A 25814-nucleotide genomic window follows, 5' to 3' on the forward strand; every position below is an offset into this window, starting at 1 on the left:
TCATTGCGAGGAGCGGAGCGACGAAGCAATCCAGGGCGGAACGCGATTGGCGCTGGATTGCTTCGCTTCGCTCGCAATGACGAAAGACTAAGGCTCCCCGACCCGCCTCGGCTCAGTGAGGATCTTCTCGCGCGAGCTGCGCACGTCGCCTGAGGCGAACTGGTCATGCAGGCGCTCGCGATCATTGGCGCGGAAGGCGTCTTCGGCGCGTTCGATCTCGTCCTGACCCAGCCCGAGATTTTCCAGCGCCATGCGGCCCATGGCCACGGCTGATTCCAGCACTTCGCGCATCACGTAATTCACCGGGCTGCCGTGCAGCGCGATCACGCTGCGCCGGTCAAACCCGCGCACATAGATCGCCGCTTGCGGGAAGGCTTCATGCACGGCCTCCACAAGGCCCGGCTCGGCCTGATCGCGATCGATGCAGAAGGCGATCAACTGGGCTTCCCCTGCCCCGGCCTGCCGCAGCAGGTCCAGCCGCGTGCCGTCCCCGAAATAGACCTTGGCGCCGAACTGGCTGGCCACGTCGATCATGTCCACATCGCGGTCGATCAGGGTCACGGGAATGCCGCCCGCCATCAGCATTTGCGCCACTGTCTGGCCGAAGCGGCCATAGCCCACCACCAGCGCCTGCGCGCCGTCGGCCTTCGGCCCATCCCGCGTGGCGAGCTTGGCATCGGGCACCTGCCGCACACGCTTGGTGGCCAGCATCAGGAAGGGCGTGGTCGCCATGGAGAGCGTGATGATCGCCCCGAACAGGCTGGCGGCCTGCGGCTCGATCAGCAGCGCTTCCTGTGCCTGTGCGAACAATACGAAGCCGAATTCGCCGCCCTGACTCAGCAGCAGGCCGAGGCCCAGCGCACTGCGCCAGGGCATGCGAAATGCCGTGGCGATGCCGAAGATCACGGCAACCTTGGTGGCAATCAGCGCCGCGGCCATGGCGGCAACGAAGAAGGGGTGTTCCGCAATCGCCCGCAGGTCGAGCAACATGCCCACCGAAAGGAAGAACAGGCCCAGCAGGATGGAGCGGAACGGTTCCACATCCGCCTCCAGCTCGTGCCGATAGGGGGAATCGGCCAGCATCACGCCCGCGATGAAGGCGCCCAGCGCGGTGGAAAGGCCCAGCATTTCCATCAGCGCGGCCGAGGCGATCACCGTGAACAGGGCCGTGACGACGAACATCTCGCGCTCGCCCAGATTGCCGATCAGGCCGAAGAGCGGACGGATCAGGAAGCGCCCCGCCGCAATCAGCCCCACAATGGCCGCCGCCGTATAGAGCACCAGCAGCCAGCCCGGAGGGCCGCCCGCATCCAGCGGATTACGGCTCATCGCCGCGATCACGGTGATAAGCGGGATGATCGACAGATCCTGGAACAGCAATATGGCAAAGGCCCGCTCGCCAAAGGGAGTGCGCAGGCGTCCGGCCGATTGCAGCATGGGCAGCACCTGCGCGGTAGAGGACAGGGCCAGCGGCAGGCCCAGCGCCAGCGCCGCTTCGGGCGTGAAGCTGGTGAACAGGAAGATGATCCCGCTCACCGCCAGCCCGCACAGCACCACCTGCAACAGGCCCAGCCCGAAAATCTCGCGCTTCATGCGCCACAAGCGCTGCGGCGAAAGTTCCAGCCCCACGATGAACAGCAGCAGGGTGATGCCCAGTTCGGCAATGCCGATCTTCTGTTCCGCATCGCCCACAAGGCCCAGCACCTGCGGGCCGACCACGGCGCCGGCCACCAGATAGCCCAGCGTGGCGCCCAGCCCCAAACGGCGGAAGACGAGCACGAAGAACAGCGCAAAGCCCAGCAGCAGGAACCCGTCATGCAGCAAGGACGCCTGGCCAGCTTCTTCCATTACCCGTCTTTCCGATCAGCCCGTTGGGGCAGCTTCTTGGGCCGAATCCGGCAGGGGCGCAACCCGCGCATCTGCCCCGCGCCGATGGACGCGGGGCGCCAAGAAGTTGGGCGCTGCGCTCCATTGCTCCGGCCCGGCCGCCCGTCCATTGCGGGCGCCATGCAGACTTTCCAACCCATCGTGGCGCTCGATGCGCGGGCCGAACTTGGCGAAAGCCCCATCTGGCATGCAGGCGAAAAGCGGCTCTATTGGGTCGATATCTTCCGCAGCGAGTTGCACCGCTTCGATCCCGCCACTGGCACGGATGAAAGCCGCGCCTTCGATCAGGCGCTGGGCTGCTTCGCCTTCCGCGCCGGGGGCGGCTTCCTGCTGGCGATGAAGGACGGGCTGGCCACGCTGGACAGCTGGGATGCGCAGCCCGTGCCCTATGGCGATCAGATGCTGGCGGGCAAGGCGGACCTCAGGCTCAACGATGGCTGCACCGATCCTGCCGGGCGTTTCTGGGTCGGTTCGGTGAACGAAGCGAAAAGCGCGACTGACGCCGCGCTCTATCGCGCCGATGCCGATGGCACGGTGACTTTCCTCGAAGGCGGGATGACCACCTGTAATTCGGCAGGCTTTTCGGCTGACGGCACCATGTTCTGCCATGCCGACAGCCCCAGCCACATGCTGCGCGCCTATGATGCCGATCCGGCCAGCGGCGCCCTGTCCAACCGGCGCATCCTGCACCACTTCCCCGAAGGGAAGGGCACGCCCGATGGCGGCTGGTTCGACATGGAAGGCTGTTTCTGGGTGGCGCTGTTCGGCCTGTCCGACGGGGGCGGCAAGGTGGTGCGCCTTTCGCCGCAGGGCGAGATTCTCGCCACGGTAGAGATTCCCACGCACCGCACCACCATGATCGGCTTCGGCGGGGAGGACATGCGCACCGCCTATGTCACCAGCGCCCGCGCGCTGATGAGCGACGCGGAACTGGAACGCCACCCCCATGCAGGCGCGATCTTCTCCTTCCAGGTGGACGTCCCCGGCGTGCCCGCCACGCCCTTTGCGGGGTGAGCCCTTGGGGTAGTCGCCATTTGCAGGCCGGCATGGGCTGAATGGCGGCTGCCCCAAAGCGTCATTGTCCGGCAACGCGCTTGCCCCTATATCGCGGACCATGTCTTCCATCCGTCCCTGGCGCGACATCATGCGCCGCAAGAGCCGCCAGATCATGGTCGGCAATGTGCCCGTTGGCGGCGATGCGCCGATCACGGTGCAGACCATGACCAACACGCTCACGTCAGATCCCGTGGCGACGATCGACCAGATCCGCCGCTGCGAGGAAGCGGGGGCGGACATCATCCGCGTTTCCTGCCCGGATGTGGAAAGCACCGCCGCCTTCAAGCAGATCGCCAGGGCCGCCCGCGTGCCGCTCGTGGCGGACATCCACTTCCACTACAAGCGCGCGCTGGAAGCGGCAGATGCGGGCGCGGCCTGCCTGCGGATCAATCCCGGCAATATCGGCAGCAGCGAACGCGTGGCCGAAGTGGTGCGCGCGGCCAAGGCCAATGGCTGTTCCATCCGCATCGGCGTGAATGCGGGCAGCCTTGAGAAGGATCTGCTGGAAAAATACGGCGAACCCTGCCCTGAGGCTCTGGTCGAAAGCGCGCTCGATCATATCAAGCTGCTGCAGGATCACGATTTCCACGAATACAAGGTGGCGGTGAAAGCCAGCGACGTATTCCTGGCGGTCGCGGCCTATATGGGCCTGGCCGAAGCAGTGGACTGCCCGCTGCATCTGGGCATTACCGAGGCGGGCGGGCTGATCGGCGGCACGGTGAAAAGCTCCATCGGCATCGGCAATCTGCTGTGGGCCGGGATCGGCGATACGATCCGCGTCTCCCTCTCGGCCGAGCCGGAGGAAGAAGTCCGCGTCGGCTATGAAATCCTCAAGAGCCTCGGCCTGCGCACGCGCGGGGTGCGCGTCGTCTCCTGCCCCAGCTGCGCGCGGCAGGGCTTCGACGTGATCCGCACCGTCGCCGCGCTGGAAGACCGGCTGAGCCACATCAAGACGCCGATGAGCGTTTCCGTGCTGGGCTGCGTGGTCAACGGGCCGGGCGAAGCGCGCGAGACGGATATCGGCATTACCGGCGGCGGCGCGGGCAAGCACATGGTCTATCTTTCGGGTGTGACCGACCACCATGTGAACGATGCCGACATGCTGGATCACATCGTGAAGCTGGTGGAAGCCAAGGCGGCCGAAATCGACGCAGGCACTTCCGTCAGCATGGATACGATCCACGGGAAGGCGGCATGAAGCACAAGCCCGCCCCGACGGTTCTGCCGGTCGAGGCGGACAGCGCCCTGCCCGCCACGCACAAGCCCTCCCTTTCGCGCGGTGCGGTCGCAACCGGGGCCAGCGCCACGGGAGCATCGGCAACCGGCGCGGCTGCACTGGGCAGCGGCGCGATCGGGGCGATTGCCATCGGAGCCTTCGCGCTGGGGGCCTTTGCCGTCGGCGCGCTCGCCATCGGGCGGCTCGGTGTAGGCAGCTTGGGTATCGGCAAGGCCCGCATCCGCAAATTGAGGATCGACGAGTTGGAAGTCGGCCGCATCATCCAGACTGGCACTGACGAAAAATGAATCTTTCCATCCGCGCGGCTGCCCCCGCCGACATGCCCCTGATCGCCTCGCTGATCCGGGCACTGGCCGAGTACGAAAAGCTCTCCCACGAAGTCCGCTTCGACGAGGCGGTGCTGGAGCAGAAACTGTTCGGGCCCCGTCCGTATGCTGAAGTGCTGATCGGCGAAGTGGATGGCGTGGCGCGCGGCTTCGCGCTGTTCTTCCATAATTTCTCCACTTTCGAAGGGCGTCCGGGGATTTACCTCGAAGATCTGTTCGTCATGCCCGAAGCGCGCGGGGCGGGCCTCGGCAAGGCGCTGCTGACCGAACTCGCCCGGCTGGCCGTGGAACGCGATTGCGCCCGGCTGGAATGGTGGGTGCTGGACTGGAACGAACCTTCCATCGGCTTCTACAAATCGCTCGGCGCGAAGATGATGGACGAATGGACCGTAATGCGCGTGGACGGCGATGCACTGACCGCGCTGGCAGGGCAGGCCGAAAGCGGTTCCTGACCGGCTCCTCCGCAAAGGCACTAATTGTCTGAGCGCGGCCTCTGCTGAACACTCCCTCCCGTCCGGCCATCGAGCGACGGCGGCAAAGGGGAGAGGAAATATGCGTGTCTTGATGTGGGCGATTGCCTTCTTCTCATGGCCGTGCGGAACCGCCCTTGCCCAACAGCCGGCCCCTGCTGCGGGAGCAATGGTTTTCGGCTGCGGGCCATCACCGGAAGAGATCAAAGCCACCGCGTTTGCCCGCCTTTCCGAGACGGTCCCTTCTCCTGACGAGAGGGAAATCCACTTGGCTGCCGCGCGCGAAGCAATCGCGAGAGTTGCGCAGTTACGCAGCGATGCTCTTGCCGGAAAGCCAGTCGAAGAGCCCTATAAGTCTGTCAGCTTTTTTGGGGAATTTTTGGCCAAGGCGCCTTCCGAAGAACTTGCCGAACTTTATCGGCGCACTGTCGAAGATCAGTTCGCCCGCTCGCATTTCTCCGCCGTGGCGGAAAAAAGCAGTTGGGCGGCGGACCTGCCGGAACCGGCCCTCGCTTACGCCTATTACATCATCGGATCCGATGTCTGCAGCGCGGACGCAGCCAATATGCTATGGCTAAAAGCCCGGCTCCGCGAACATGGCTGGTACACCATAAGCAAATATGGCTCCTCAGCGGACCTTGCGGCCTGGATTCTGGTGCAACATGCGGACCGTGATCCGGCCTTCCAGGCCGAAGTTCTCGAAATGCTGGAACCCTTGCTGATCGAGAAAGAAACGCAGCAGAAGAATTACGCCTATTTGTATGATCGGGTTGCCGTGAATGGGAACCGTCCGCAACGCTATGGCACGCAGGGCCGTTGCATATCCAGCAAGTGGGAACCGCGCGAGGTTGAAGCTCCTGAAGAACTCGATGCGCGCAGGGCAGCAGTGGAGCTGGAACCGGAAGCGGATTATGCCGCGAGATTTACATGCCCTCCCGCCTAGGCCGCATACCACTGCGCGAAACGGCGCGAACAGCGCCCAGCATTCATTTTCCTCTCAGGAATTTTGTGCCATAACAGCGCCATGAGCACGGCATTCGACAGACGAAATCTGCTGAAGGTCGCAGGCGCCGCCGTCGCAGCGGCTGCCCTGCCCACGCGGGTCTTTGCGCAGGCTTCTCCGCTTACGGAGCGGGATCGCAAGCTGCTGGAAATCGCGAAGCGCGAGGTTGAGCGGGCGGGCAGCGCATTGTGGCGGACCGATCTGGCCGGGATTGCGGATTACGGCGTCCATTCGGCCATTCCGCGCTTCCATTTCGCCAATCTGGAAGCGGGCACGGTGCGCAGTTTCCTGGTTGCCCACGGCACGGGATCGGACCCGGATCATTCCGGTTTCCTGCAGCAATTTTCCAATGTGGAAGGCTCCAACGCCACCAGCCGGGGGGCCTATGTCACCTGGGAATGGTACAAGGGCAAATATGGCACCTCGATCCGCCTTGGCGGGCTGGATCAGGATAATTCCAACGCCCTGCCCCGCGCCATCGTGATGCATTCGGCCGATTATGCCACGCAGGCCCATGTCGAGAAATGGGGCCGCCTCGGCCGCTCCAATGGCTGCTTCGCCATGAGCCCGGAAGATTTCAACGAAGCCCTGTGGCACCTTTCCGGCGGCCGGTTGCTCTATGCGGAGCGGCTTGGGCTGGTCTGAGCGCCCGGTTCCCGCAAAGGTCGCTGAGGGCGCCCTCCCTAATTCGTCATTCCCGCGCAGGCGGGAACCCAGTTCGGCGGTTGCTGCTGGATCCCCGCCTGCGCGGGGATGACGAAGATCGGGTTCAGCCCCCTTGGTCATCCCGGACCTGTTCCGGGATCCAGCTTCTTCTCCCCGCCGAAAAGCTGGACCCCGGAATAAATCCGGGGTGACATGCGAGGTGATGCAGGCGCATTTGGCGATTTCAATTGACATTACTAACCGTTGCGGTTATATACCCCGCACCTTGCAGCAATAGCACGTTGCAAGCCTCCAATCCGGAGGGCGGCATGTCGACTGCCTTTCCTCCCTTGTTCGCTTTGAACAACGCGGCCGGTGCGGGTGTGTGTCTGTTTGGGGGCGTCACCCCTTGGCAAAGCCGCTTGCGCCAGATGCGGTTACCGGATGTGCGGATTCACCGGCCGCCCCCGATCCTGCCCCCTCTTGCGGGCAGGCCATCCGGGGCGTGCACGCAGAACCGCCAGTGGCGCGGGATCATCACCCGCGAGAAAGGGATGCCCGGCTGCGAGCCCGCGGGCGCCTTTTCCGGCCGGTCACCGATCGGGTTGAGCCAGGTGCATGGTGGATGCCCCCGGCCCTTCGCTATCCTTCCGCCCGCTCCCTGCACGCGCCATTCCTGACGCCGTGCCGGCCGCGCGATTGGTTTGTTTGCACTATGATGGCCAAAGGTCCGGGTTCGCCGCCGGATGGATTTGCGTAGCTGCCCGATCCTACCCTTCGTCATCCCCGCGAAGGCGGGGATCCAGTTCGACGGTTGCCGCTGGATTCCCGCCTTCGCGGGAATGACGAATTAGGGGGAGCGCCCAATCACGCAACACCCGCTCATCCTGAGCTTGTCGAAGGGCACGGGATGCGTGTTGGACTTGGTCCCTGTGCGGGTCCGGCTGGGCAAATGTTCCGCGTATCCTTCGACAGGCTCAGGATGGGCGGAAGTTGGAGGAATTTACCCGGAAATCCGGAAGTGGGCCGCAGATCAGATCTGCAGATCGTCCACGATCTCCACCACTTCCTCGTCCGTCTTGCGGGCACGGTTGGAGACACGGGGCTGGTCGAAGCTGGCCAGCACGGGCGCGTCGCGGCCGTAGATGTCGTTGAAGGTGGTCAGCTGGCCGTTGATGTCGCGGCCCATGGTGAAATAGGTGATGTAGACCGGGAAGGTCTTCTGCAGCGGCACCTTGGTATATTTGCCCGAGGCGGAAATGGCCGCGGCCTCTTCCTTCGTCGCGCCCTTGCCCAGCATCGCCATGGTGATGGCCAGAACCTGCGCCCCTTCGGTGCGGATGCAGCCGTGGCTGAGCGCGCGGTCTTCCTTGTCGAACAGGTGGCGCGAGGGGGTATCGTGCAGGAAGATCGCGTGTTCGTTCGGCATGTCGAGCTTCATCAGGCCGAGCGAATTGGTCGGCCCCGGCTGCTGCACCACATTGACGAAGCCATTGGCGCCCTTGGTCACTGCATAGCCCTGCGCACGGGCCGATGCCGGGTTGGCCAGCAGGCGTGCGCCCAGCCCTTCGCCCTTCACGATGCTTTGCGGCACGGTCCAGGTGGGGTTGAAGATCACGCCTTCCACCACTTCGGCCAGCTGCGGCGTGGCCGTGCGGCCGGGCTTGCCCACGATGGTGCGATAGGTACGGATGATCTTGTTGTTCACCGTCAGCCGCAATTGATATTCCGGCACGTTGGTGAGCAGATATTGCGAGCCGAGATCCTTCGCCAGCCAGCGCCAGCGATCCATATTGGCGCGGATCAGGGCGATGCGCGCCTTGTTGGCCTTTGGCGTCTCGGCCAGTGCCTGCTTCAGCGCGGCATAATCGGGCACACTGGGGGCCAGCTTGGCCACTACGCCGGCAATGTCACCGCTGGTCAGCGCCTCGGCCATGACATTGCGCGTGGGCAGCACATCGGGATCGGGATCGACCACGAACCACTGCTTGCGCGCTTCCATCGGGGTGCGCCCGTCGCGCAGATCCTCGATCAGCCAGGAAAAGCTGCGGGTGGCCTGTTCGTTCAGCGCATCGCCTTCGCCCTCGGCAATGGCGGCGGCAAGGCCCTGCATCTGGTAATCGGAGGAGAACAGCCCTTCCGATCCGATCCCTTCGATCAGCGAGAGCAGCGCGTCGGCATCGGCCTTGCTCCACTGCATCGGGGCATCGGCATCGGACAGCAGTTCCGGCTGGGGCGGGACGACAGGCAGAGGCTGCACGGCGGGTTGAGCGGCAGATGCGGCATCGCCTGCGCCAGGCTGAGCGGCGACGGCAGCCGGAACCGCCACAACCGCAACACCCAGAAGAACACGCATGCGCATCGAAACCGTCATCTGAAACCTAGCCCTGTCAGTGGTCCGAACCCGGTTCGGACATGTTTCATAATATTTCACTCACGCTTCCAACAAAAGCGCTGTCTGTAATCTGAACCGCAATTCGGCGTGACGGCGGCCCGGCGCCCGCCTATGCGCCCGCCCATGAGCCACACCGATCCCCACCGCCATTCGCTGGCGCCCTTCGTGGCGATCGCCGTTTCCATCGCCTTTTATTCGGTGATGGACGGGGCAATGAAATTCGCCTCGCTGGCGCTGGGGGCCTATAGCGCCACATTCTGGCGCAATGCGCTGGGCGCGGCAATCGTCCTGCCGATGTGGCTGCGCGAAGGGGCGCACCGGCCGGGCTGGCCGCAGATAAAGCTGCACCTGATGCGCGGTACGGTTTCCGCAGGCGTTGCAACCACCTTCTTCTATGGCCTCATCCGCCTGCCGCTGGCCGAAGCCATTGCCATTTCCTTCATCGCCCCGCTGATCGCCCTGTTCCTGGCCGCACTGCTGCTGAAGGAGAAGGTCGGCAAACAGGCCATCGGCGCTTCCGTGCTGGGGCTGGTGGGCGTGCTGGTGATCGCGGTGGGCCGCACGGGCGAGGCCAATGCCCATCCCGAGGCTTCGCTGGGCGTGGCCGCCGTGCTGGTTTCTGCCTGCCTCTATGCCTGGAACCTGGTGCTGCAACGCCAGCAGGCATTGCTGTCCAAACCCGCCGAAGTGGCCCTGTTCCAGAGCCTTGTGGCGGCCCTTGTCCTGTCTTTCGCCGCGCCCTGGCTGCTGGTGATGCCTGACGCGGAAAGCTGGATCAGCCTGGGCGTCAGCGCGCTGATGGCGGTGATTGCGCTGATGCTGGGCAGCTGGGCCTATGGCCGGGCGGAAACGCAGGCGCTGGTGCCGTTCGAATATACCGCCTTCCTGTGGGCAGCCCTGTTCGGCTGGATCGCCTTTGGCGAGAAAGTGACCCTGCCCACCGTGCTGGGCGCGGTGCTGATCGTGGCCGGGTGCTGGATCGCCGCGCCAAGGAAGCGGACGGAGCAGACCGCGCTTTAGGCGGCCTCGTCAGCGGCCTGACTGGCCTGCGCGGCAGGCTCTTCCGCGCTGAACAGATCGAGCAGGAAACCAAGCCCCGCACCCGCACAGGCGGCCAGCACCAGTGCCACGGCCATCGCCAGCACGCGCAGCGGCTCCACGCCGCGATTCGAGTTTCCCTGTCCAGGCATGCCACGCCCGATAGCGTGGCTGTTGCACGGCGCCAACGATTCGCCACAGGCCATGAAAAAGCGCTTTCCCGGCGCGCTATTTGAAGGGCCGAACCCTTGACCTTCCGGGGCAAAACGCGCAGGTGCCGGGCGACTCCCCGCCCTTCGCACCTGCAGCGCCGGGCGGGCTCCGCAATTCGGAAACAAGAGGACGGCGCAACAGATGACCCAGGTCGGCAAGAACTCGCTCGGCACCCGCAGCACCCTCAATGTGGGAGGCAAGGATTATGCCTATTACTCCCTCAAGAAGGCGGCGGAGAAGATCGGCGACGTCAGCCGACTGCCCTTCTCGATGAAGGTGCTGCTGGAAAACCTGCTGCGCTTCGAGGACGGCGGCTTCACCGTTTCCACCGATGACATTCAGGCCATTGCCGACTGGCAGAAGAACCCCGTCACCGGCGCTGAAATCCAGTATCGCCCGGCCCGCGTGCTGCTGCAGGATTTCACCGGCGTTCCCTGCGTGGTCGATCTGGCCGCCATGCGCGACGCGATCGCGAAGCTGGGCGGCGACACCAGCAAGATCAACCCGCTGGTTCCCGTGAACCTCGTCATCGACCACTCGGTGATGGTGGACGAATTCGGCCATCCCAAGGCGTTCGAAGAGAACGTGGAGATCGAATATCAGCGCAATATGGAACGCTATGACTTCCTCAAGTGGGGTTCCAAGTCGCTCAACAATTTCTACGCCGTGCCTCCGGGCACCGGCATCTGCCATCAGGTGAACCTGGAAAACATCGCCAAGTCGGTGTGGACCAGCGTGGACCAGAACGGCGAGACAGTCGCCTATTTCGATACCTGCGTCGGCACGGACAGCCACACCACCATGGTCAACGGCCTGGGCGTACTGGGCTGGGGCGTGGGCGGCATCGAAGCGGAAGCCGCGATGCTGGGCCAGCCGGTTTCCATGCTGATCCCCGAAGTGGTCGGCTTCAAGTTCACCGGCGAACTCAAGGAAGGCGTGACCGCGACCGACCTCGTGCTGACCTGCACCTCCATGCTGCGCAAGCATGGCGTGGTTGGCCGCTTCGTCGAATATTACGGCCCGGGCCTCGCTTCGCTGACGCTGGCCGACCGTGCGACGCTGGCCAACATGGCGCCGGAATATGGCGCCACCTGCGGCTTCTTCGGCATTGACGACAAGACGCTGGACTATCTGCGCCTGACCGGCCGCGAAGAAGAACAGATCGCGCTGGTGGAAGCCTATGCCAAGGAACAGGGCTTCTGGATGGAACCGGGCGCTGCCGATCCGGTGTTCACCTCCACTCTCGAACTCGACCTGTCGACCGTTGTGCCCTCGCTCGCCGGTCCGAAGCGTCCGCAGGACTGGGTGGCGCTTCCCGAAGTGGACGACGTGTTCAACAAGGACATGGCCGAAACCTACAAGAAGGCGCAGACGCGCGTTCCGGTGGAAGGCAAGGATTTCGACGTGGGCGATGGCGACGTGATGATCGCCGCGATCACCAGCTGCACCAACACCTCGAACCCGGGCGTGCTGGTTGCCGCCGGCCTCGTCGCCAAGAAGGCCGATGAATTCGGCCTCAAGCCCAAGCCCTGGGTCAAAACCTCACTGGCCCCCGGCTCGCAGGTGGTGACGGACTATCTCAACAAGGCAGGCCTGCAGCCCCACCTCGACAATATCGGCTTCAACCTGGTCGGCTATGGCTGCACCACCTGCATCGGCAATTCCGGCCCGCTGGCCGAACCGATCAGCAAGGCGATCAACGAAAACGGCCTGGTCGCCGCTGCCGTGATCTCGGGCAACCGCAACTTCGAAGGCCGCGTCAGCCCCGACGTGCGCGCCAACTTCCTCGCTTCGCCCCCGCTGGTGGTGGCCTACGCCCTGAAGGGCACCGTGGTGGAAGACTTCGTCACCACCCCGATCGGCACCAGCAAGGACGGCAAGGAAGTGTTCCTCAAGGACATCTGGCCGACCAACCACGAAGTCTACGACACGATGGCCAGCTGCATGGACCGCGCCATGTTCCAGGCCCGCTATGCCGACGTCTACAAGGGCGACAAGCACTGGCAGGCCATCGACGTAGCCGGTTCGGAAACCTATTCCTGGCGTGCAGGCTCCACCTACATTGCCAACCCGCCTTACTTCGAAGGCATGACCATGACCCCGGCCCCGGTTTCCGACATCGTGGAAGCCAAGCCGCTGCTGATCCTGGGCGATTCGATCACCACCGATCACATCAGCCCGGCAGGCTCGATCAAGGCAGACAGCCCGGCCGGCGCATGGCTGATGGAACATCAGGTCGCCAAGGCGGACTTCAATTCCTACGGCGCGCGCCGTGGCCACCACGAAGTGATGATGCGCGGCACTTTCGCCAATATCCGCATCAAGAACGAAATGGTCCCCGGCATCGAAGGCGGCATGAGCCGCTATGGCGAGGAAGTGCTGCCGGTCTACGACGTGGCGATGAAGCACAAGGCCGCCGGCACTCCGATGGTCGTCGTCGCGGGCAAGGAATATGGCACCGGCTCCAGCCGTGACTGGGCCGCCAAGGGCACCAACCTGCTGGGCGTGCGCGCGGTGATCGTGGAAAGCTTCGAGCGTATCCACCGCTCCAACCTCGTCGGCATGGGCGTGCTGCCGCTGCAGTTCAAGGAAGGCGATACCCGCACTTCGCTGGGCCTCGACGCCGATTGCGCCTTCACCATCAAGGGCGTGGCCGATCTCAAGCCGCGTCAGGACGTGGAAGTAGAAGTGACCCGCGCCGACGGCTCGACCTTCACCTTCACGGCCCTGTGCCGCATCGATACCGCCAATGAAGTGGAATACTTCATGAATGGCGGCATCCTGCAATATGTGCTGCGCAAGCTGGCCGCCTGATCCGCGCCAGTACGGCACAGTCCGGCCCCTGTCCGGCACTGCCGAAATCGAACAGGCCCCGCAGCGATGCGGGGCCTTTTTCGTTGGAGCGTGACCGCCTCGGTCCCTTCCCGTCATTGCGAGCGGCGCAGCCGCGCGGCAATCCAGAGCACGGCACGTTTCGCCCTGGATTGCCGCGGGACCTTCAGCCCCTCGCAATGACGAGGCAATCAACGCCAGCCCGACCTCAACGGCGGTTTGTTCCCGCCCCGGTTCCCCCTGTCCCTTTCAGGTTCACGTCAGCCCAGTTGATCCAGGTCAATGGCGGACGAAGTCAACTAAGCCATCAGGAAGGCTTGGATGGGACGAGCGCCGCGAAGCCCAAAAGGACTCGCGGAGCTTGAGTGACAGGAACAACCGGACAGGGTCGCGCCGCCATGCGCCTGCCGGATACAGGGGAGGTTGTAACCCATGTCGATTGGCGAATTTCTATTCCAGATGACGGAGGCGATCAGACAGACGCCAATCGTCGAATTCTCGCTCTGGGTCTCCGACTGGCCCTTCGCACTTTGGCTGCAGAGCCACTTCCTGGCGATTCCGAGCTTCCAGACCCTGCACATCCTCGCAATCGCGGTGCTGTTCGGCTCCACGCTGATGCTCAACCTCAGGGTTCTGGGCGTTAGCGGCAAGGACCAGACCCTGCCGCAGATATTCAATCGCTATCAGCCCTGGATCAAGGGCGGCGCACTGGTGCTGATCACCACGGGCATCATCCTGCTGATCAGCGAACCGGTCCGCAACATGGTCAACCCGATCTTCTGGATCAAGATGGGCGCCCTGCTGGTCACCATCGTCGTCAGCTTCTGGTACCAGGCGGCCGTGCGCGGCCGGATGGACAAGTGGGACGTCACGCCGGACGGCCAGGGTTCGATCAAGGCCGGGGCCGTCGCGCTGATCGTGCTGTGGATGCTCGTCATGGTCGGTGGTCGCTGGATCGCCTACGCGCCGGTTTGAGGGGGGAGAAACAACAATGGCAAATTCTATCTGGGCCAGCCTCGAACAGTCGGGCATCGGCACTACCATCGCCAGCAATGAATGGATGTTCCCGACCATCGAGACCATTCACGTCTTCGCGCTGGTCACCGTTATCGGCGCCATCGCCATCATGGACATGCGCCTGCTGGGCATCACGTCGAAGAATCGCAGCGTGAAGGCGGTGGAAAACGACACGATCCCCGTCACCTGGATCGGCTTCTCGGTGGCCGTGGTCACCGGCCTGCTGCTGTTCGTCAGCAAGGCCACCACTTACATGGCCAACCCCTATTTCCTCTGGAAGATGGGCCTGATGGCCGTGGCCGGCGTCAACATGGCGATCTTCCACCGCGTCATTTCCAAGGGCGTGGATGAATGGGGCCAGCCCGGCGGGACCATTCCCGGCGCGGCCAAGCTTTCGGGCGCGCTGTCGCTCGGCATCTGGCTGATCATCCCCTTCTGCGGGCGCGTGATCGGCTTCACCCTGGGCGTCTATTACTAAGCGCCAAAGGCCAACGAGGTCACCCCGGCGAGCGCCCAACTCGCCGAAAGGGCCGGCCCGGTGCAGTAGGCCGCACCGGGCCGGCTTTTTTCTGTTCAGCGCGGATTTAGCACACGGCAGGCAGGCTCCTTTCCAATCCGACGATTGGGAGACTGCCAATGCCCCGCCTGCCGATTGCCATGCTGGCCCCCATTGTGCTGGGCGCTCTGCTGGCCGCCCCGGCCGCAGCGAGCGAGCCTGCAATCCCCCAGACCAACCCCCAGGTCGACTATGACGGGTTCGTCCAACTGACCGGCGATCTGGCCGCGATCCGTCAGGCCCACCTCTTGCCTTGGGAAGAGTTTTTGCAGCGCATCGCACAGGAAGGGGCCTTGCTGCTCGATTCCCGATCCCCCGCAGCCTTTGCCCGCGGCCATATCGAAGGGGCAGTGAACCTGCCCTTCTCCGACTTCACGGATGAGGCACTAGCGGCCGCCATTGGGCCGGACCGGACCCGGCCGATCTATATCTATTGCAACAACAATTTCACCGATAACCGCCCGCCCGTACCGGCCAAGCGCCCACCGCTGGCGCTGAACATCCCGACCTTCATCAACCTGCACGGTTATGGCTACACCAATGTGTGGGAACTGGCGGACCTGCTGGAAACGGCGGATGTCCCATGGGTTTCCACGCCGCTGGCCGCGAATGGCATTGCCACGCGCGACTGAGCCGGACCCCGAACAGGTAGGGGCGGCCCTTGCGGACCGCCCCTGCATCCCCCCGGATGTTTGCCCTGCCTCCGAAGAGGGCGACCCGAAGACTGGGCTCGAACGCGCAGCCCTCAGGCGGCGCGCTTTTCCTTGTTCTTGTCCTTGCCGAAACGACGCCGGCCGAACACCGCAGCAGCGCCTGCGCCGAACAGCAGCAGCATCGGCGGGGCAGGCACCTGAGTGCCGCTGCTCGTGCTGGTGCTGGTCGAACCGCTGGTGGAGCCAGACGTGCTCGACGAGGTCGAGGAACTGGTGGAGCTGCTGGTCGAGGACGAGGTCGAGCTCGACGAAGTGCTGCTGCTGATATTGCCCGAGCTGGTGCTGGTGGAGCTGCTGCCCGAGGACGAACCCGAAGAGCTGGAAGACGAGCTACCCGAGCTGGAACCGCTGGAGGAACCCGAGGAACTGCCGGAGCTCGACCCGCTCGAAGACCCGGACGAACTGCCCGAGCTGGAGCCGCTCGACCCGCTGGAGCCGTTCGAACTGCCGCAATGCTTGTGGCAAGGGTAACCCGAGCTGGAGCCGCCGCTGGAACCCGAAGAGCTCGACGAACTGGAAGAGCTGGACGAGGACGACGACGAAGAACTGGACGAGCTGGAGGAAGACGAACCGCCGGAGCTGCTGGTGGTCGTGCTGGTGATACCGCCCGAACTGGTAGTGGTGGTGCTGCTCAGCCCCCCGGTGGAGGTCGAGGTCGAACCGCCGCTGGTGCTGGTGGAGCTGCCGCCGGTGGACGTGGAGCTACCTCCGGTTGAGGTTGAACTGCCACCCGTAGAGGTGGAGCTGCCCCCGCTCGACGTGCTGGTAGAGCCACCGCTGGTAGTAGTGGAGGTCACCACCACGCTGCCGCCGGAAGAGCCGCCGCCGAAGAAGCCCCCGAAGAAGCCGCCGCCGAAACCGCCGAACCCACCCGAGCCGCCGATCACGGTAACACCGCCGCCGCTCGACCCGCTTACCGGCGGAAGCGCCGGAAGGGGCTGCGGCAGCGGAACCGGCATCATGGCGATCTGCGGGGTGCAGTCGGGGCCGCCCTGGCTGCAATCGTCCTCGATCACGCGGCGGATGCGCTTCACCACGCGCGGCTTTTCCGCAACGCGCTTGGCGGGCTTCTGCTTCACGTATTTCGGAGCCGTCTTGACTGCCTTCACCGACTTGTAAGTGGTGACATTCGCGGCCTGCGGCTCGGCGACATGCACCGCACCGCCGCCAAGCAGCGCGCCGCCAGCAGCGGCAGCAGACAATTTCGCGAGGGCCATTCTTACCGACATGGTCTCAAATCCTGTTCGCTTCAGGGAAGGCTTGAGCCGCGGGTACGACTCCCCCTTTCACCTCCCTGATCTGCGCAACAGGGCAGACCACCTATTAACGGGCAATCACGTTAACCGTGTTTTCCCGCGCGAAAGGCGATTATTTTGGGACAGAAGCCGGCCTGCACGGCAAGATGTCCCACTATGGGACCGAAAGCCATTCCACAGTTGCGGAAAAGGTTAACACTTTCGGCAGGATAGTTGCCGCACCGGTTTACTTGCCGGCGCCGAACAGGCCCCCTTGCACCCCGCCCGCCGGGGGAGTGATTCCCAAATGCGCCCAGCCCCGATCATTGAGCACACGCCCGCGTGCCGTACGGGCAAGCAGGCCCAGCTGGATCAGGTAAGGCTCCACCACTTCCTCCACCGTATCGCGTGGTTCGGCGAGGCCTGCGGCCAGCGTTTCGACGCCCACCGGGCCGCCCTTGTAGATATCCGCGATCATGGTGAGATAGCGCCGATCCATTGCGTCCAGCCCCAGCGCATCCACTTCCAGCCGGGTCAGCGCCTCGTCCGCGACCTTGGCGGTCACCACGGGCGAGCCGAGCACATGGGCGAAATCGCGCACCCGCCGCAGCAGGCGCCCCGCCACACGCGGCGTGCCGCGTGCGCGCCGGGCGATCTCGCGCGCGCCTTCGCTGTCCATTTCCACCGAAAGCAGCTTCGCGCCCCGGCGCACGACCAGTTCCAGCTCCGCCTCGGTGTAGAATTGCAGCCGCACCGGGATGCCGAACCGGTCCCGCAAAGGCGTAGTCAGCAGGCCCTGCCGCGTGGTCGCGCCGATCAGGGTGAAAGGCGCAAGGTCGATCCGCACGGAACGGGCAGACGGCCCCTCGCCAATGATCAGGTCCAGCGCGCGATCTTCCATCGCGGGATAGAGCACTTCCTCCACCACCGGATTGAGGCGATGGATCTCGTCGATGAACAGCACATCGCCTGGTTCAAGATTGGTCAGCAGCGCGGCCAGATCGCCGGACTTGGCGATGACCGGTCCGCTGGTGGCGCGAAAGCCCACGCCAAGTTCCTTGGCCACGATCTGCGCCAGCGTGGTCTTGCCGAGGCCCGGCGGGCCATGGAACAGCACATGGTCCATCGCCTCCCGGCGCGACTTCGCGCTTTCGATGAACACCCGCAGATTATCCCGCGCCGCCTCCTGCCCGATGAATTCGGCAAGCGACTTGGGCCGCAGCGCCGCGTCCTGATCCTCCGGCTGGCGCTGGGGGGAGAGGGTTGGGTTAGTGGTCATCGCCTCAAATGCCTGCGGCTGTCCTGAGCATGATGAAGGATGCGCACGACAAGCAGGCCACCCTCATCCAGCCGGTAGAAAATCCTATGACGCCGGTGAATCAGACACCGCATACCTATTCCCAGCCTCGGCCTTGCCTCACCAAGTTCCGGGTGCCCGCAAAGCAGGTCAAACGCTTTGGCAAAGCTGCGGGAATAGGCATCGGCCACATCGTCGCCAAATTGGCGCGCGCCATATTCGTCGATGGAGGCAAGATCGGCGCGGGCAGCAACCGACAGTCTCAGCTCAACCACGCCCAGCGCGCCGCTGGGCAATGATCTGCTCGATCACATCCTTCGGATCCGCATCGACGACGCCAGAGGCAAGCCCCTCGTCGATCATCGCGCGCAGCCATTCGGCCTCCTCCTCCGCCGCCTCCTGATCGCGCCGGACGAGATCGCGGACATAATCCGCCGCATCGGCATAGCGCCCTTCGGCCAGCCGCATGTCGATCCATCGCCGAAGCTCGGGGGGAAAGTCGAAGCTCAATTCGCCCATGGCCTGACTATATGTCCTTTCGCGGGCCGTTCCAAGCGGCGAGGGAACAGGCTTTCCCGTACTAGCCCGCATACACGACCGTGTGCGAATAGCTGCCCTCAATCGGGTTGCCTGCGCGATCTCTCGCGGGCTTGAATTTCAACCCAGAGACCATCAGCAGCCCGCAGGTATACTGATCCAGTTCCTCAATACCGCTGCTCTCTGCGACATCACAGCCTGCGATATCGCCCTCCCTGCTCACTACAATTTTGAAACCTACTCGCCCGGATTGCTTGGGCCGTGGCATCCCCTTGGGCCGTTTGGATGGAGTAAACAACTCGGCCAGCTTCACTTGTCCGACCGTGGCTCTAGCGGCGAGGTAAGGTCTGAATTCACCAAACTCTTCCGTCGAACAGGAGAAGACATGCTCATCCTCGAAATCCGTCCCGATCCCGCGCCGATCACTGATCTGCATGTTTCCAAGATCATAGATGAGGAGCTTGTCCCCCAGCCCTCGATCCTCCACGTCCCCGAGCACAATTCCGGCCTCATCTGTCCTGACAATCAATTCGACAGTCGAGCACTGCTGCTCGCACCATCGGCCAGTGGCCGGGTCGATCTGGAAATGGCGAGGATCAACTCCGCGCCGAACCTGGCCATTCTCATCGACCATTGCGCATTCGAGATCAAATGCCTCCGCATGAGCGGCACTTCCTATCAGAAGTGAACCACAGGCAATTCCGATGGACAGAAATTGAAAAGCACATTGCACCATCACCCCGCCGCCCTCTTCAACGCAACGCGCACCAGATCGTTCAGCCCGGCACCCTCGCCCAGTTCGCCCACCGCATGGGCAACCGCGCTGGCTGCCACGGCGGGCTTGAACCCAAGGTTCTGCAAGGCCGAAACCGCGTCCGCGCTCACCGAACCGGCCGGAGCCGCAACCACGCCCAGCGTGACGCCGCCCGAGCCGCCGGGCATTCCGCCCGCCTTGTCCTTCAGTTCATTGACGATGCGGCCCGCCAGTTTCGGCCCCACGCCATTGGCGCGTGCGACCTGTGCGGCATCGCCATTGGCGCAGGCATTGCGCAATTCCTCGATGGAAAGTGCCGAGAGGATCGCCAGTGCCACCTTGCTGCCCACGCCCTGCACCAGGGTCAGCAGCCGGAACCAGTCCCGCTCCGCACTGGTGGCGAAGCCGAGCAGGCGCATGTCGTTTTCGCTCACCTGCAGATCGGTGAAGATGGTGACGCCCTCGCCCTTCTCTCCCAGTGCGCTGAGCGTCTTGGCTGAGCAATGGACGAGATAGCCCACGCCCTGGACGTCGATTATCGCCCAGTCGGTTCCGGTTTCGTCCAGCAGGCCGCGTAGCTTCGCAATCATGTTTTGTTCCTGCCTGAAACCAGGGCACATGGCTAGTGCCGGTGCTTGCTTATCGTCCTCGCATTTGCGGGGTGTGGACATGTTGGGAATTTCCGACAATAGCCCCATGCCATGAGCTTCAACACTTTCGGCCGCGTATTCCGCTTCACCACCTGGGGGGAAAGCCATGGCCCCGCTCTGGGCGCCGTGGTTGACGGCTGCCCTCCGGGGCTGGCGCTGGACGAGGCGTGGATTCAGCCCTTCCTCGATGCGCGCAAGCCGGGCACGTCCAAGTTCACCACCCAGCGGCGTGAGGCCGATGAGGTAAAGATCCTGTCCGGCGTGTTCGAGGGCAAGACCACCGGCACGCCGATCAGCCTGATGATCGAGAATACCGATCAACGCTCGAAGGACTATTCGGAAGTCGCCAAGGCATACCGCCCAGGCCATGCCGATTATGCCTATGACGCAAAATACGGCTTCCGCGACTATCGCGGCGGCGGCCGTTCCAGCGCGCGCGAAACCGCGGCGCGCGTGGCAGCAGGCGCGGTGGCGCGGCTGGCGATCCCGGAAGTGACGATCCTGGCCTATGTCAGCGAAATCGGCGGGGACCGGATCGAGAGCTTCGACGCGGGCGAAATCCGCAATAATCCCTTCTTCTGCCCCGATCCCGCCGCCGCCGCGCGCTGGGAAAAGCTGGTGGACGATGCACGGCTTGCCGGATCGTCGCTCGGCGCGGTGGTGGAATGCGTGGCCACGGACGTTCCCGCAGGCTGGGGCGCGCCGCTTTACGGCAAGCTGGATGCAGACCTTGCCGCCGCCATGATGGGCATCAATGCGGTGAAGGGCGTGGAAATCGGCGAAGGCTTCAACGCGGCGCGCCTGCGCGGCGAGGAAAATGCCGATCCGATGCGCCCCGGCGCCCATGGCTCGCCGGAATTCGACGCAAACCATGCAGGCGGCATCGCCGGCGGCATTTCCACCGGCCAGCCGGTGGTGGTACGCGTGGCCTTCAAGCCCACCAGCTCGATCCTGATCCCCCAGCCGACCATCACGCGCGATGGGGAAGCGACGCAACTGGCCACCAAGGGCCGCCATGACCCTTGCGTGGGCATTCGCGGCGTGCCGGTAGTGGAAGCGATGATGGCGCTGGTTCTGGCGGACCACAAGCTGCTCCACAGGGCGCAGGTGGGGTGATCCGGAGGGCAGGCACAGCCTCGCCCTCTTATCAATGATTCCGATCAATCTCGTGTGATTGATTTATTCTATCAAACCAATCGGACTCTTTTGTTTGGCAGATGAGGTGCGCGCCCCTATCTCGGCGTCACTGAGTTTCATCCCAGACAAACGGAGCAGATTGATGGGTATCATCGGCAGCGAAATCAAGCCGTTCAACGCCACCGCCTTCCAGGCCGGCAAGGACTTCTTCCAGGTCACCGACGCCGACGTGAAGGGCAAATGGTCGGTGTTCTTCTTCTACCCGGCGGACTTCACCTTCGTGTGCCCGACCGAGCTGGAAGACATGGCCGACCAGTATGACGAGCTCTCGAAGCTCGGCGTCGAAGTCTATGCCGTCTCCACCGACACGCATTTCAGCCACAAGGCCTGGCATGACAGCTCGCCGGCCATCAGCAAGATCAAGTTCCCGATGCTGGGCGACCAGCTGCACACGATCTCGAAGAACTTCGGCGTGCTGCGCGAGGAACAGGGCCTGGCCGATCGCGGCACCTTCGTGGTCGATCCCGATGGCGTGATCCAGGTGATGGAAGTGACCTGCGAAGGCGTGGGCCGCAATGCTGTCGAACTCGTCCGCAAGATCAAGGCCGCGCAGTATGTCCGCTCGCACCCCGGCCAGGTCTGCCCGGCCAAGTGGGAAGAAGGCAGCGAAACGCTGGCTCCCTCGCTCGACCTCGTCGGCAAGATCTAACACCCTCGAGCCCGTGTAAACGGGACGCATGAGCGGCTCGGGGCGTTCCCTCCGCCCCGGGCCGCTTTTGTTTTCAAGAGATCCGAATTCCCAAAGGAACCCAACTCATGCTCGACGCCAATCTGACGCAGCAGCTCAAGACCTACCTTGCGAATCTGCGCGAGCCGATTGAGCTCGTCGCCTCGCTTGGTGACGATGCCAAATCCGCCCAGACCCGCGAATTGCTGAACGAAATCGCCGCCCTGTCCGACAAGGTGAGCGCCAGCTTCGACGGCAGCGATGCCCGCAAGCCCAGCTTCGCGATCATCCGCGCTTCCGATCCCAGCCGTCAGGTGCGCTTTGCCGGCCTGCCCATGGGCCACGAATTCACCTCGCTGGTGCTGGCCCTGCTGTGGGCCGGTGGCCACCCGCCAAAGGTGGAGCAGGACGTGCTCGACCAGATCGCGGCGCTGGACGGCGATTACAATTTCGAAATGTACTTCTCGCTCTCCTGCCACAACTGCCCGGATGTGGTGCAGGCGCTGACGCTGATGGCGCTGACCAATCCGCGCGTGAAAGCCACGCTGATCGAAGGCGGCACCTTCCAGGCCGAAGTGGATGCCCGCAACGTGCTCGCCGTGCCCGCGACCTTCCTCAACGGGGAAATGTTCGCCAGCGGCAAGATGGGCGTTGAGGAAATCATCGCCAAGCTCGACAGCAATGCCGATGCCAAGGCGGCGGCCAAGATTGCCGACAAGAAGCCGTTCGAAGTGCTGGTGGTGGGCGGCGGCCCGGCCGGCGCCTCGGCCGCGATCTACACCGCGCGCAAGGGTTTCAGCACCGGCATCGCGGCGGAGCGCTTCGGCGGGCAGGTGCTCGACACCATGGGGATCGAGAACTTCATCTCCGTGCCCTACACCGAAGGGCCGAAGCTGGGCGCCGCGCTGGAGGCTCACGTCAAGGAATACGATATCGACGTGATGAACCTGCAACTGGCCGAAAAGCTGATCCCGGCCAAGGTGCCCGGCGGCTATCACGAAGTGGTGCTGAAGAACGGCGCTTCGCTCAAGGCCCGTGCGGTGGTGCTCACCACCGGGGCGCGCTGGCGCAATCTGGGCGTTCCGGGCGAGTTCGAATATCGCAACCGGGGCGTGGCCTATTGTCCGCACTGCGACGGCCCCCTGTTCAAGGGCAAGCGCGTGGCAGTGATCGGCGGCGGCAATTCCGGCGTCGAGGCGGCGATCGATCTGGCCAATATCGTGGGCCATGTCACGCTGATCGAATTCGACAGCCAGCTGCGTGCCGACCAGGTGCTGCAGGACAAGCTGCGCAGCATGCCCAATGTCACCATCCACACTTCGGCCCAGACCACCGAAGTGACCGGTGATGGCGAGCGTGTGAACGGCCTTGTCTACAAGGACCGCGAGAGCGGCGAGGAAAAGAAGGTCGAGCTGGAAGGCGTGTTCGTCCAGATCGGGCTGGTGCCCAACAGCGAATGGCTGAAGGATTCGGGCGTCGAGCTTTCCCCGCGCGGCGAAATCGTGATCGACGACAAGGCGGCCACCAACCTGCCCGGCATCTTCGCCGCGGGCGATGTGACCACCGTGCCGTACAAGCAGATCATCATCTCGATGGGCGAAGGCGCCAAGGCGGCCCTCAGCGCCTTCGACTACATCATCCGCACAGCTCCGGCGGAAGACGTGGCCGAGGCAGCCTGACACCCTTCAAGCGATGATGCGCAAGGCGGGCGGGGACCGGAAGGTTCCCGCCCGTTTGCTTTGGCGGCCATGCCTCGCTGACGGTTCAGAAAGGCTCCGCCCAAACCGGAATCCGCAGCACGAAGCATGCCCCCTGCCCGCCCTCGGCCAGTTCGAGCGAGCCACGGCTGTTCTGCACCAGCGCGCGCGCAATGGGCAGGCCAAGCCCGGTTCCCCCTTCGCCGCGCCTGGAAGTGAAGAACGGGTCGAAAATCCGCTCCCGATCCGCGACGGGGATGCCCGGCCCATCATCCTGCAAGACCACGACCCCTTCTCCACCTGACGCTTTGGCCGAGATGGAAAGGTGCGATGCCCCTGCCTGCCGGGCATTTTCGATCAAAGTGGTCAGCACCGTTTCCAGCGCCGCGCCTTCCATCGCCAGCGGAGGCATATCCGGGGGCACATCCACCGTCACCGCGAAGGAAGCCCCGGCCAGTCCGTCTGCCAGCCGCGCAAGGATCGGTGCCAGGCTGGCCGGTTCCTGCACATCGCCGCCGCGCATGTCGGCCTGCGCCAGTTCCATCAGGCGGCTGACCAGCCGGGAAAGCCGGTCTGCATCGCCCGCCATATTGGCAAGGAAACGCTCCCGCTCCTGCCCCGTCATGCTCCCGCCGTGATCCTGCAGCAGTTCGATCCCGCCCCGCAGCCCGGCAAGCGGCGTCTTGAATTCGTGGCTGAGCGATGCTGCGAAATCTCGCAGATAGCGGGACCGGCGGGCAATGCTGGCCGCCATGGCTTCAAAATCGTCATAGAGGCTGCGAATCTCGCGCACTTCCAGCGTGGGGCGGCGGGGTTCGACCTGCGCGCCCGAGGCAAGCGAGCGCGCAGCCTCGCTCAATTTCTCGACCGGGCGCACGATGGCCCGCGCGAGAATGGAGGTAAGAGCAATCAGCAACAGGAAGATCGCCAGCGTCCCCGCCGCGATCTTGCCCGCATCCTCCCACATCCCGCGAAACAGCGCCGCCGGGCTGCGCGAAACCAGCACAGCGCCAACAGGCTTGCCACCGACCATGATGGGCCGCGCCTGATGCAGCCGAATGGAGGTGGCCCGGCTGACCCATTCGAGCGGCGAGGAACGGCTATAGGCATCGTTATGGCGCAGCACGGTGACTGGCCTGCCAGACAAGGCGACACGCAGTTCCGGCAAGGCAGCAAGGCTACGCCCCGCCTCCCGCCCGTTCAGCACGATGCCATTGCGATCCAGCAGCACGATGGAGGCAAGTGTCGTGCGCTTGATTTCCGCCAGCGCCGGGGCAAGCCGTGCAGCCAGGGCCTGAGCCTCCAGGTCTGGCGGCCCGCTTGCAGGCAAGGCAGGCGGGCGGGACGGGAGCACCGGGGATGAGCGCAGGTCGATCTCGGTCGGCGACAGTTCATAACGCTCGCCATAAGTTGCACCGGACTGCGCCTGAACCGGCGGCGCGGAGGCCGCACTGGCGCCGGGCCAGAGCAAGGCCGCCATGGCCGCGATGGACGCCGCCTGCGCGGTCACCTCCGCCTCGGTGCGCCGGACCAGCGCATTTTCATAAACGCGCAGGCCCAGCGCGGCGAAGCCGGGAAGCGCCGCGACGAACAGCAAGGTGCCGAACAACACCCAGCGCAGCCGCATGACCGGCCAGAAGCGCCGCGCCAATGCGCGCAGCCGTTCGATCACCCGCTGGCCCTCTCGCCGCCTAGACAGGCACCCAGCCGGTATCCGACGCCCGCCTTGGTCTCCACCAGATCGTGGCATCCGGCATCGGCGAATTTGCGGCGCAGATTGCGAACGTGGCTGTCGATCGTGCGGTCGGTAATCGCAAAGCCCGGCCCGTGCAGCCGGTCGATCAGCTGATCGCGAGAAAAGATGCGCCCCGGCGTGGCGGCGAGCGTGCGCAGCAGGTTGAACTCGGTCACCGTCAGTTCCACCTCGCCGCCCTGCCAGCTTGCTGACCACGCATTGCCATCGAGCGCCAGCGCCCCGTGGCGGAGCAGCCCGGCCGCCGCATCCGCCGCGACCGGTGTCGATTGCCCGGCTGAACGGCGCAGGATCGCCGAGGCCCGCGCGACCACTTCGCGCGGGGAGAAGGGCTTCACCACGTAATCGTCACCGCCAAGCTCGATCCCCAGCACACGATCGATCTCGTCATCGCGGGATGACAGGAACAGGATCGGCACCTGCCCTTCCCCGCGCAGCCGGCGGCAGACCTCCAGCCCGTCCATGCGCGGCATGTTTATGTCCAGCACGATAAGGTCCGGCGCATGTTCGGCGGCAAGCGCAAGGGCTTCCTCCCCATCCCGCGCCTCGATCGATTCCATGCCTGCCTTGCCGAAGGCGAAGACGAGCACCTGGCGGATATGGGGGTCATCATCGACCAGAAGGACCGTTCGTGGCATG

26 protein-coding genes are annotated in these 25814 nt (G+C 64.3%); 18 read left to right on the top strand and 8 right to left on the bottom strand.

The genetic code is table 11. From position 1 onward, the window contains the following. Positions 1–87 precede the first annotated feature (87 nt). Positions 88–1848 carry a cation:proton antiporter gene (locus tag SZ64_RS11780; RefSeq protein ID WP_054530998.1) on the bottom strand — a complete coding sequence of 587 codons (1761 nt, stop codon included), beginning with the start codon at positions 1846–1848 and terminating at the stop codon, positions 88–90. Between the two features lie 159 nt (positions 1849–2007). On the opposite strand from SZ64_RS11780, the gene SZ64_RS11785 reads away from it, so the two are divergent. The 6 genes from SZ64_RS11785 (at position 2008) to SZ64_RS11810 (ending at position 6624) form a co-directional block, all read left to right on the top strand. Beyond that, on the top strand, positions 2008–2901 hold the full coding sequence (locus SZ64_RS11785; RefSeq protein ID WP_054530999.1) for an SMP-30/gluconolactonase/LRE family protein: 894 nt from the start codon (positions 2008–2010) through the stop codon (positions 2899–2901). 100 nt (positions 2902–3001) lie between these two features. Further along, entirely contained in the window at positions 3002–4141 is a 1140-nt protein-coding gene (gene ispG / locus SZ64_RS11790; RefSeq protein ID WP_054531000.1) for a flavodoxin-dependent (E)-4-hydroxy-3-methylbut-2-enyl-diphosphate synthase, read from the top strand. Continuing rightward, entirely contained in the window at positions 4138–4467 is a 330-nt protein-coding gene (locus SZ64_RS11795) for a hypothetical protein (RefSeq protein WP_241773031.1), read from the top strand. The genes ispG and SZ64_RS11795 overlap by 4 nt, the downstream gene beginning before the upstream one ends. Next, the gene (locus tag SZ64_RS11800) at positions 4464–4958 is read left to right on the top strand and encodes a GNAT family N-acetyltransferase (protein ID WP_054531001.1); all 495 of its coding nucleotides are present in this window, start codon (positions 4464–4466) and stop codon (positions 4956–4958) included. The genes SZ64_RS11795 and SZ64_RS11800 overlap by 4 nt, the downstream gene beginning before the upstream one ends. Before the next feature lie 397 nt (positions 4959–5355). Then, positions 5356–5919, top strand: a complete 564-nt coding sequence (locus SZ64_RS11805) for a DUF6624 domain-containing protein (protein ID WP_156313631.1) — start codon at positions 5356–5358, stop codon at positions 5917–5919. Positions 5920–6000: 81 nt separating this feature from the next. Next, positions 6001–6624 carry a murein L,D-transpeptidase catalytic domain-containing protein gene (locus SZ64_RS11810; RefSeq protein WP_054531003.1) on the top strand — a complete coding sequence of 208 codons (624 nt, stop codon included), beginning with the start codon at positions 6001–6003 and terminating at the stop codon, positions 6622–6624. 1033 nt (positions 6625–7657) lie between these two features. Here SZ64_RS11810 and SZ64_RS11815 read toward each other — a convergent pair. Then, positions 7658–8980, bottom strand: coding sequence for a L,D-transpeptidase family protein (locus SZ64_RS11815; protein ID WP_156313632.1), 1323 nt, complete (start codon positions 8978–8980; stop codon positions 7658–7660). A gap of 162 nt (positions 8981–9142) precedes the next feature. On the opposite strand from SZ64_RS11815, the gene SZ64_RS11820 reads away from it, so the two are divergent. Continuing rightward, entirely contained in the window at positions 9143–10039 is an 897-nt protein-coding gene (locus SZ64_RS11820) for a DMT family transporter (RefSeq protein WP_054532228.1), read from the top strand. On the opposite strand, the gene SZ64_RS11825 is transcribed toward SZ64_RS11820, so the two are convergent. Continuing rightward, a complete protein-coding gene (locus SZ64_RS11825) occupies positions 10036–10209 on the bottom strand; it encodes a hypothetical protein (protein WP_156313633.1) in 174 nt (57 codons plus the stop codon). The genes SZ64_RS11820 and SZ64_RS11825 overlap by 4 nt on opposite strands. A 202-nt stretch (positions 10210–10411) precedes the next feature. On the opposite strand from SZ64_RS11825, the gene acnA reads away from it, so the two are divergent. From acnA to SZ64_RS11855, 6 genes are all read left to right on the top strand, one after another. Beyond that, complete coding sequence (acnA, locus tag SZ64_RS11830; protein ID WP_054531006.1) at positions 10412–13084, top strand: aconitate hydratase AcnA; 2673 nt, start codon at positions 10412–10414, stop codon at positions 13082–13084. A 450-nt stretch (positions 13085–13534) separates the two neighbouring features. Further along, on the top strand, positions 13535–14077 hold the full coding sequence (locus tag SZ64_RS11835; protein WP_054531007.1) for a DUF6644 family protein: 543 nt from the start codon (positions 13535–13537) through the stop codon (positions 14075–14077). 16 nt (positions 14078–14093) lie between these two features. Next, a complete protein-coding gene (locus SZ64_RS11840) occupies positions 14094–14597 on the top strand; it encodes a hypothetical protein (RefSeq protein WP_054531008.1) in 504 nt (167 codons plus the stop codon). A 158-nt stretch (positions 14598–14755) separates the two neighbouring features. Then, a complete protein-coding gene (locus tag SZ64_RS11845) occupies positions 14756–15307 on the top strand; it encodes a rhodanese-like domain-containing protein (protein WP_054531009.1) in 552 nt (183 codons plus the stop codon). Positions 15308–15529: 222 nt separating this feature from the next. Continuing rightward, positions 15530–15859, top strand: a complete 330-nt coding sequence (locus SZ64_RS11850; RefSeq protein ID WP_054531010.1) for a hypothetical protein — start codon at positions 15530–15532, stop codon at positions 15857–15859. A gap of 114 nt (positions 15860–15973) precedes the next feature. After that, positions 15974–16507 (top strand): hypothetical protein, encoded by a 534-nt coding sequence (locus SZ64_RS11855; RefSeq protein ID WP_054531011.1) that lies wholly within the window; start codon positions 15974–15976, stop codon positions 16505–16507. 363 nt (positions 16508–16870) lie between these two features. Here the strand turns inward: SZ64_RS11855 and ruvB are convergent, their stop codons facing one another. Then, a complete protein-coding gene (ruvB, locus tag SZ64_RS11860) occupies positions 16871–17902 on the bottom strand; it encodes a Holliday junction branch migration DNA helicase RuvB (RefSeq protein ID WP_054531012.1) in 1032 nt (343 codons plus the stop codon). A 29-nt stretch (positions 17903–17931) separates the two neighbouring features. Here ruvB and SZ64_RS18945 point away from each other — a divergent pair, with 29 nt between their 5' ends. After that, entirely contained in the window at positions 17932–18219 is a 288-nt protein-coding gene (locus SZ64_RS18945) for a hypothetical protein (RefSeq protein ID WP_241773032.1), read from the top strand. On the opposite strand, the gene SZ64_RS11870 is transcribed toward SZ64_RS18945, so the two are convergent. Beyond that, a complete protein-coding gene (locus SZ64_RS11870) occupies positions 18188–18439 on the bottom strand; it encodes a type II toxin-antitoxin system ParD family antitoxin (RefSeq protein WP_054531014.1) in 252 nt (83 codons plus the stop codon). The two genes, SZ64_RS18945 and SZ64_RS11870, sit on opposite strands and share 32 nt — an antisense overlap. 403 nt (positions 18440–18842) lie before the next feature. On the opposite strand from SZ64_RS11870, the gene SZ64_RS18880 reads away from it, so the two are divergent. Then, positions 18843–19145 carry a hypothetical protein gene (locus SZ64_RS18880; RefSeq protein WP_206742911.1) on the top strand — a complete coding sequence of 101 codons (303 nt, stop codon included), beginning with the start codon at positions 18843–18845 and terminating at the stop codon, positions 19143–19145. A 47-nt stretch (positions 19146–19192) separates the two neighbouring features. Here SZ64_RS18880 and ruvA read toward each other — a convergent pair whose 3' ends face one another. Next, positions 19193–19801 carry a Holliday junction branch migration protein RuvA gene (gene ruvA / locus SZ64_RS11880; RefSeq protein WP_054532229.1) on the bottom strand — a complete coding sequence of 203 codons (609 nt, stop codon included), beginning with the start codon at positions 19799–19801 and terminating at the stop codon, positions 19193–19195. A gap of 111 nt (positions 19802–19912) precedes the next feature. Between ruvA and aroC the strand changes: the two genes are divergently transcribed. The 3 genes from aroC to ahpF all read left to right on the top strand — a co-directional run bounded on the left by aroC (position 19913) and on the right by ahpF (position 23404). Then, positions 19913–20977 carry a chorismate synthase gene (gene aroC, locus SZ64_RS11885; protein WP_054531016.1) on the top strand — a complete coding sequence of 355 codons (1065 nt, stop codon included), beginning with the start codon at positions 19913–19915 and terminating at the stop codon, positions 20975–20977. 163 nt (positions 20978–21140) lie between these two features. Continuing rightward, positions 21141–21707: an alkyl hydroperoxide reductase subunit C gene (ahpC, locus tag SZ64_RS11890; protein WP_054531017.1), complete on the top strand. Its 567-nt coding sequence runs from the start codon at positions 21141–21143 to the stop codon at positions 21705–21707. Between the two features lie 107 nt (positions 21708–21814). Next, positions 21815–23404, top strand: coding sequence for an alkyl hydroperoxide reductase subunit F (gene ahpF / locus SZ64_RS11895; protein ID WP_054531018.1), 1590 nt, complete (start codon positions 21815–21817; stop codon positions 23402–23404). Positions 23405–23489: 85 nt separating this feature from the next. Here the strand turns inward: ahpF and SZ64_RS11900 are convergent, their stop codons facing one another. Both SZ64_RS11900 and SZ64_RS11905 read right to left on the bottom strand, forming a co-directional pair. Further along, entirely contained in the window at positions 23490–25094 is a 1605-nt protein-coding gene (locus SZ64_RS11900; protein ID WP_054531019.1) for a HAMP domain-containing sensor histidine kinase, read from the bottom strand. Then, positions 25091–25813 (bottom strand): response regulator transcription factor, encoded by a 723-nt coding sequence (locus SZ64_RS11905; protein WP_054532230.1) that lies wholly within the window; start codon positions 25811–25813, stop codon positions 25091–25093. The genes SZ64_RS11900 and SZ64_RS11905 overlap by 4 nt, the downstream gene beginning before the upstream one ends. Position 25814 lies beyond the last annotated feature (1 nt).

This window comes from Erythrobacter sp. SG61-1L (genome assembly GCF_001305965.1).
Taxonomy (GTDB): Bacteria; Pseudomonadota; Alphaproteobacteria; order Sphingomonadales; family Sphingomonadaceae; genus Andeanibacterium.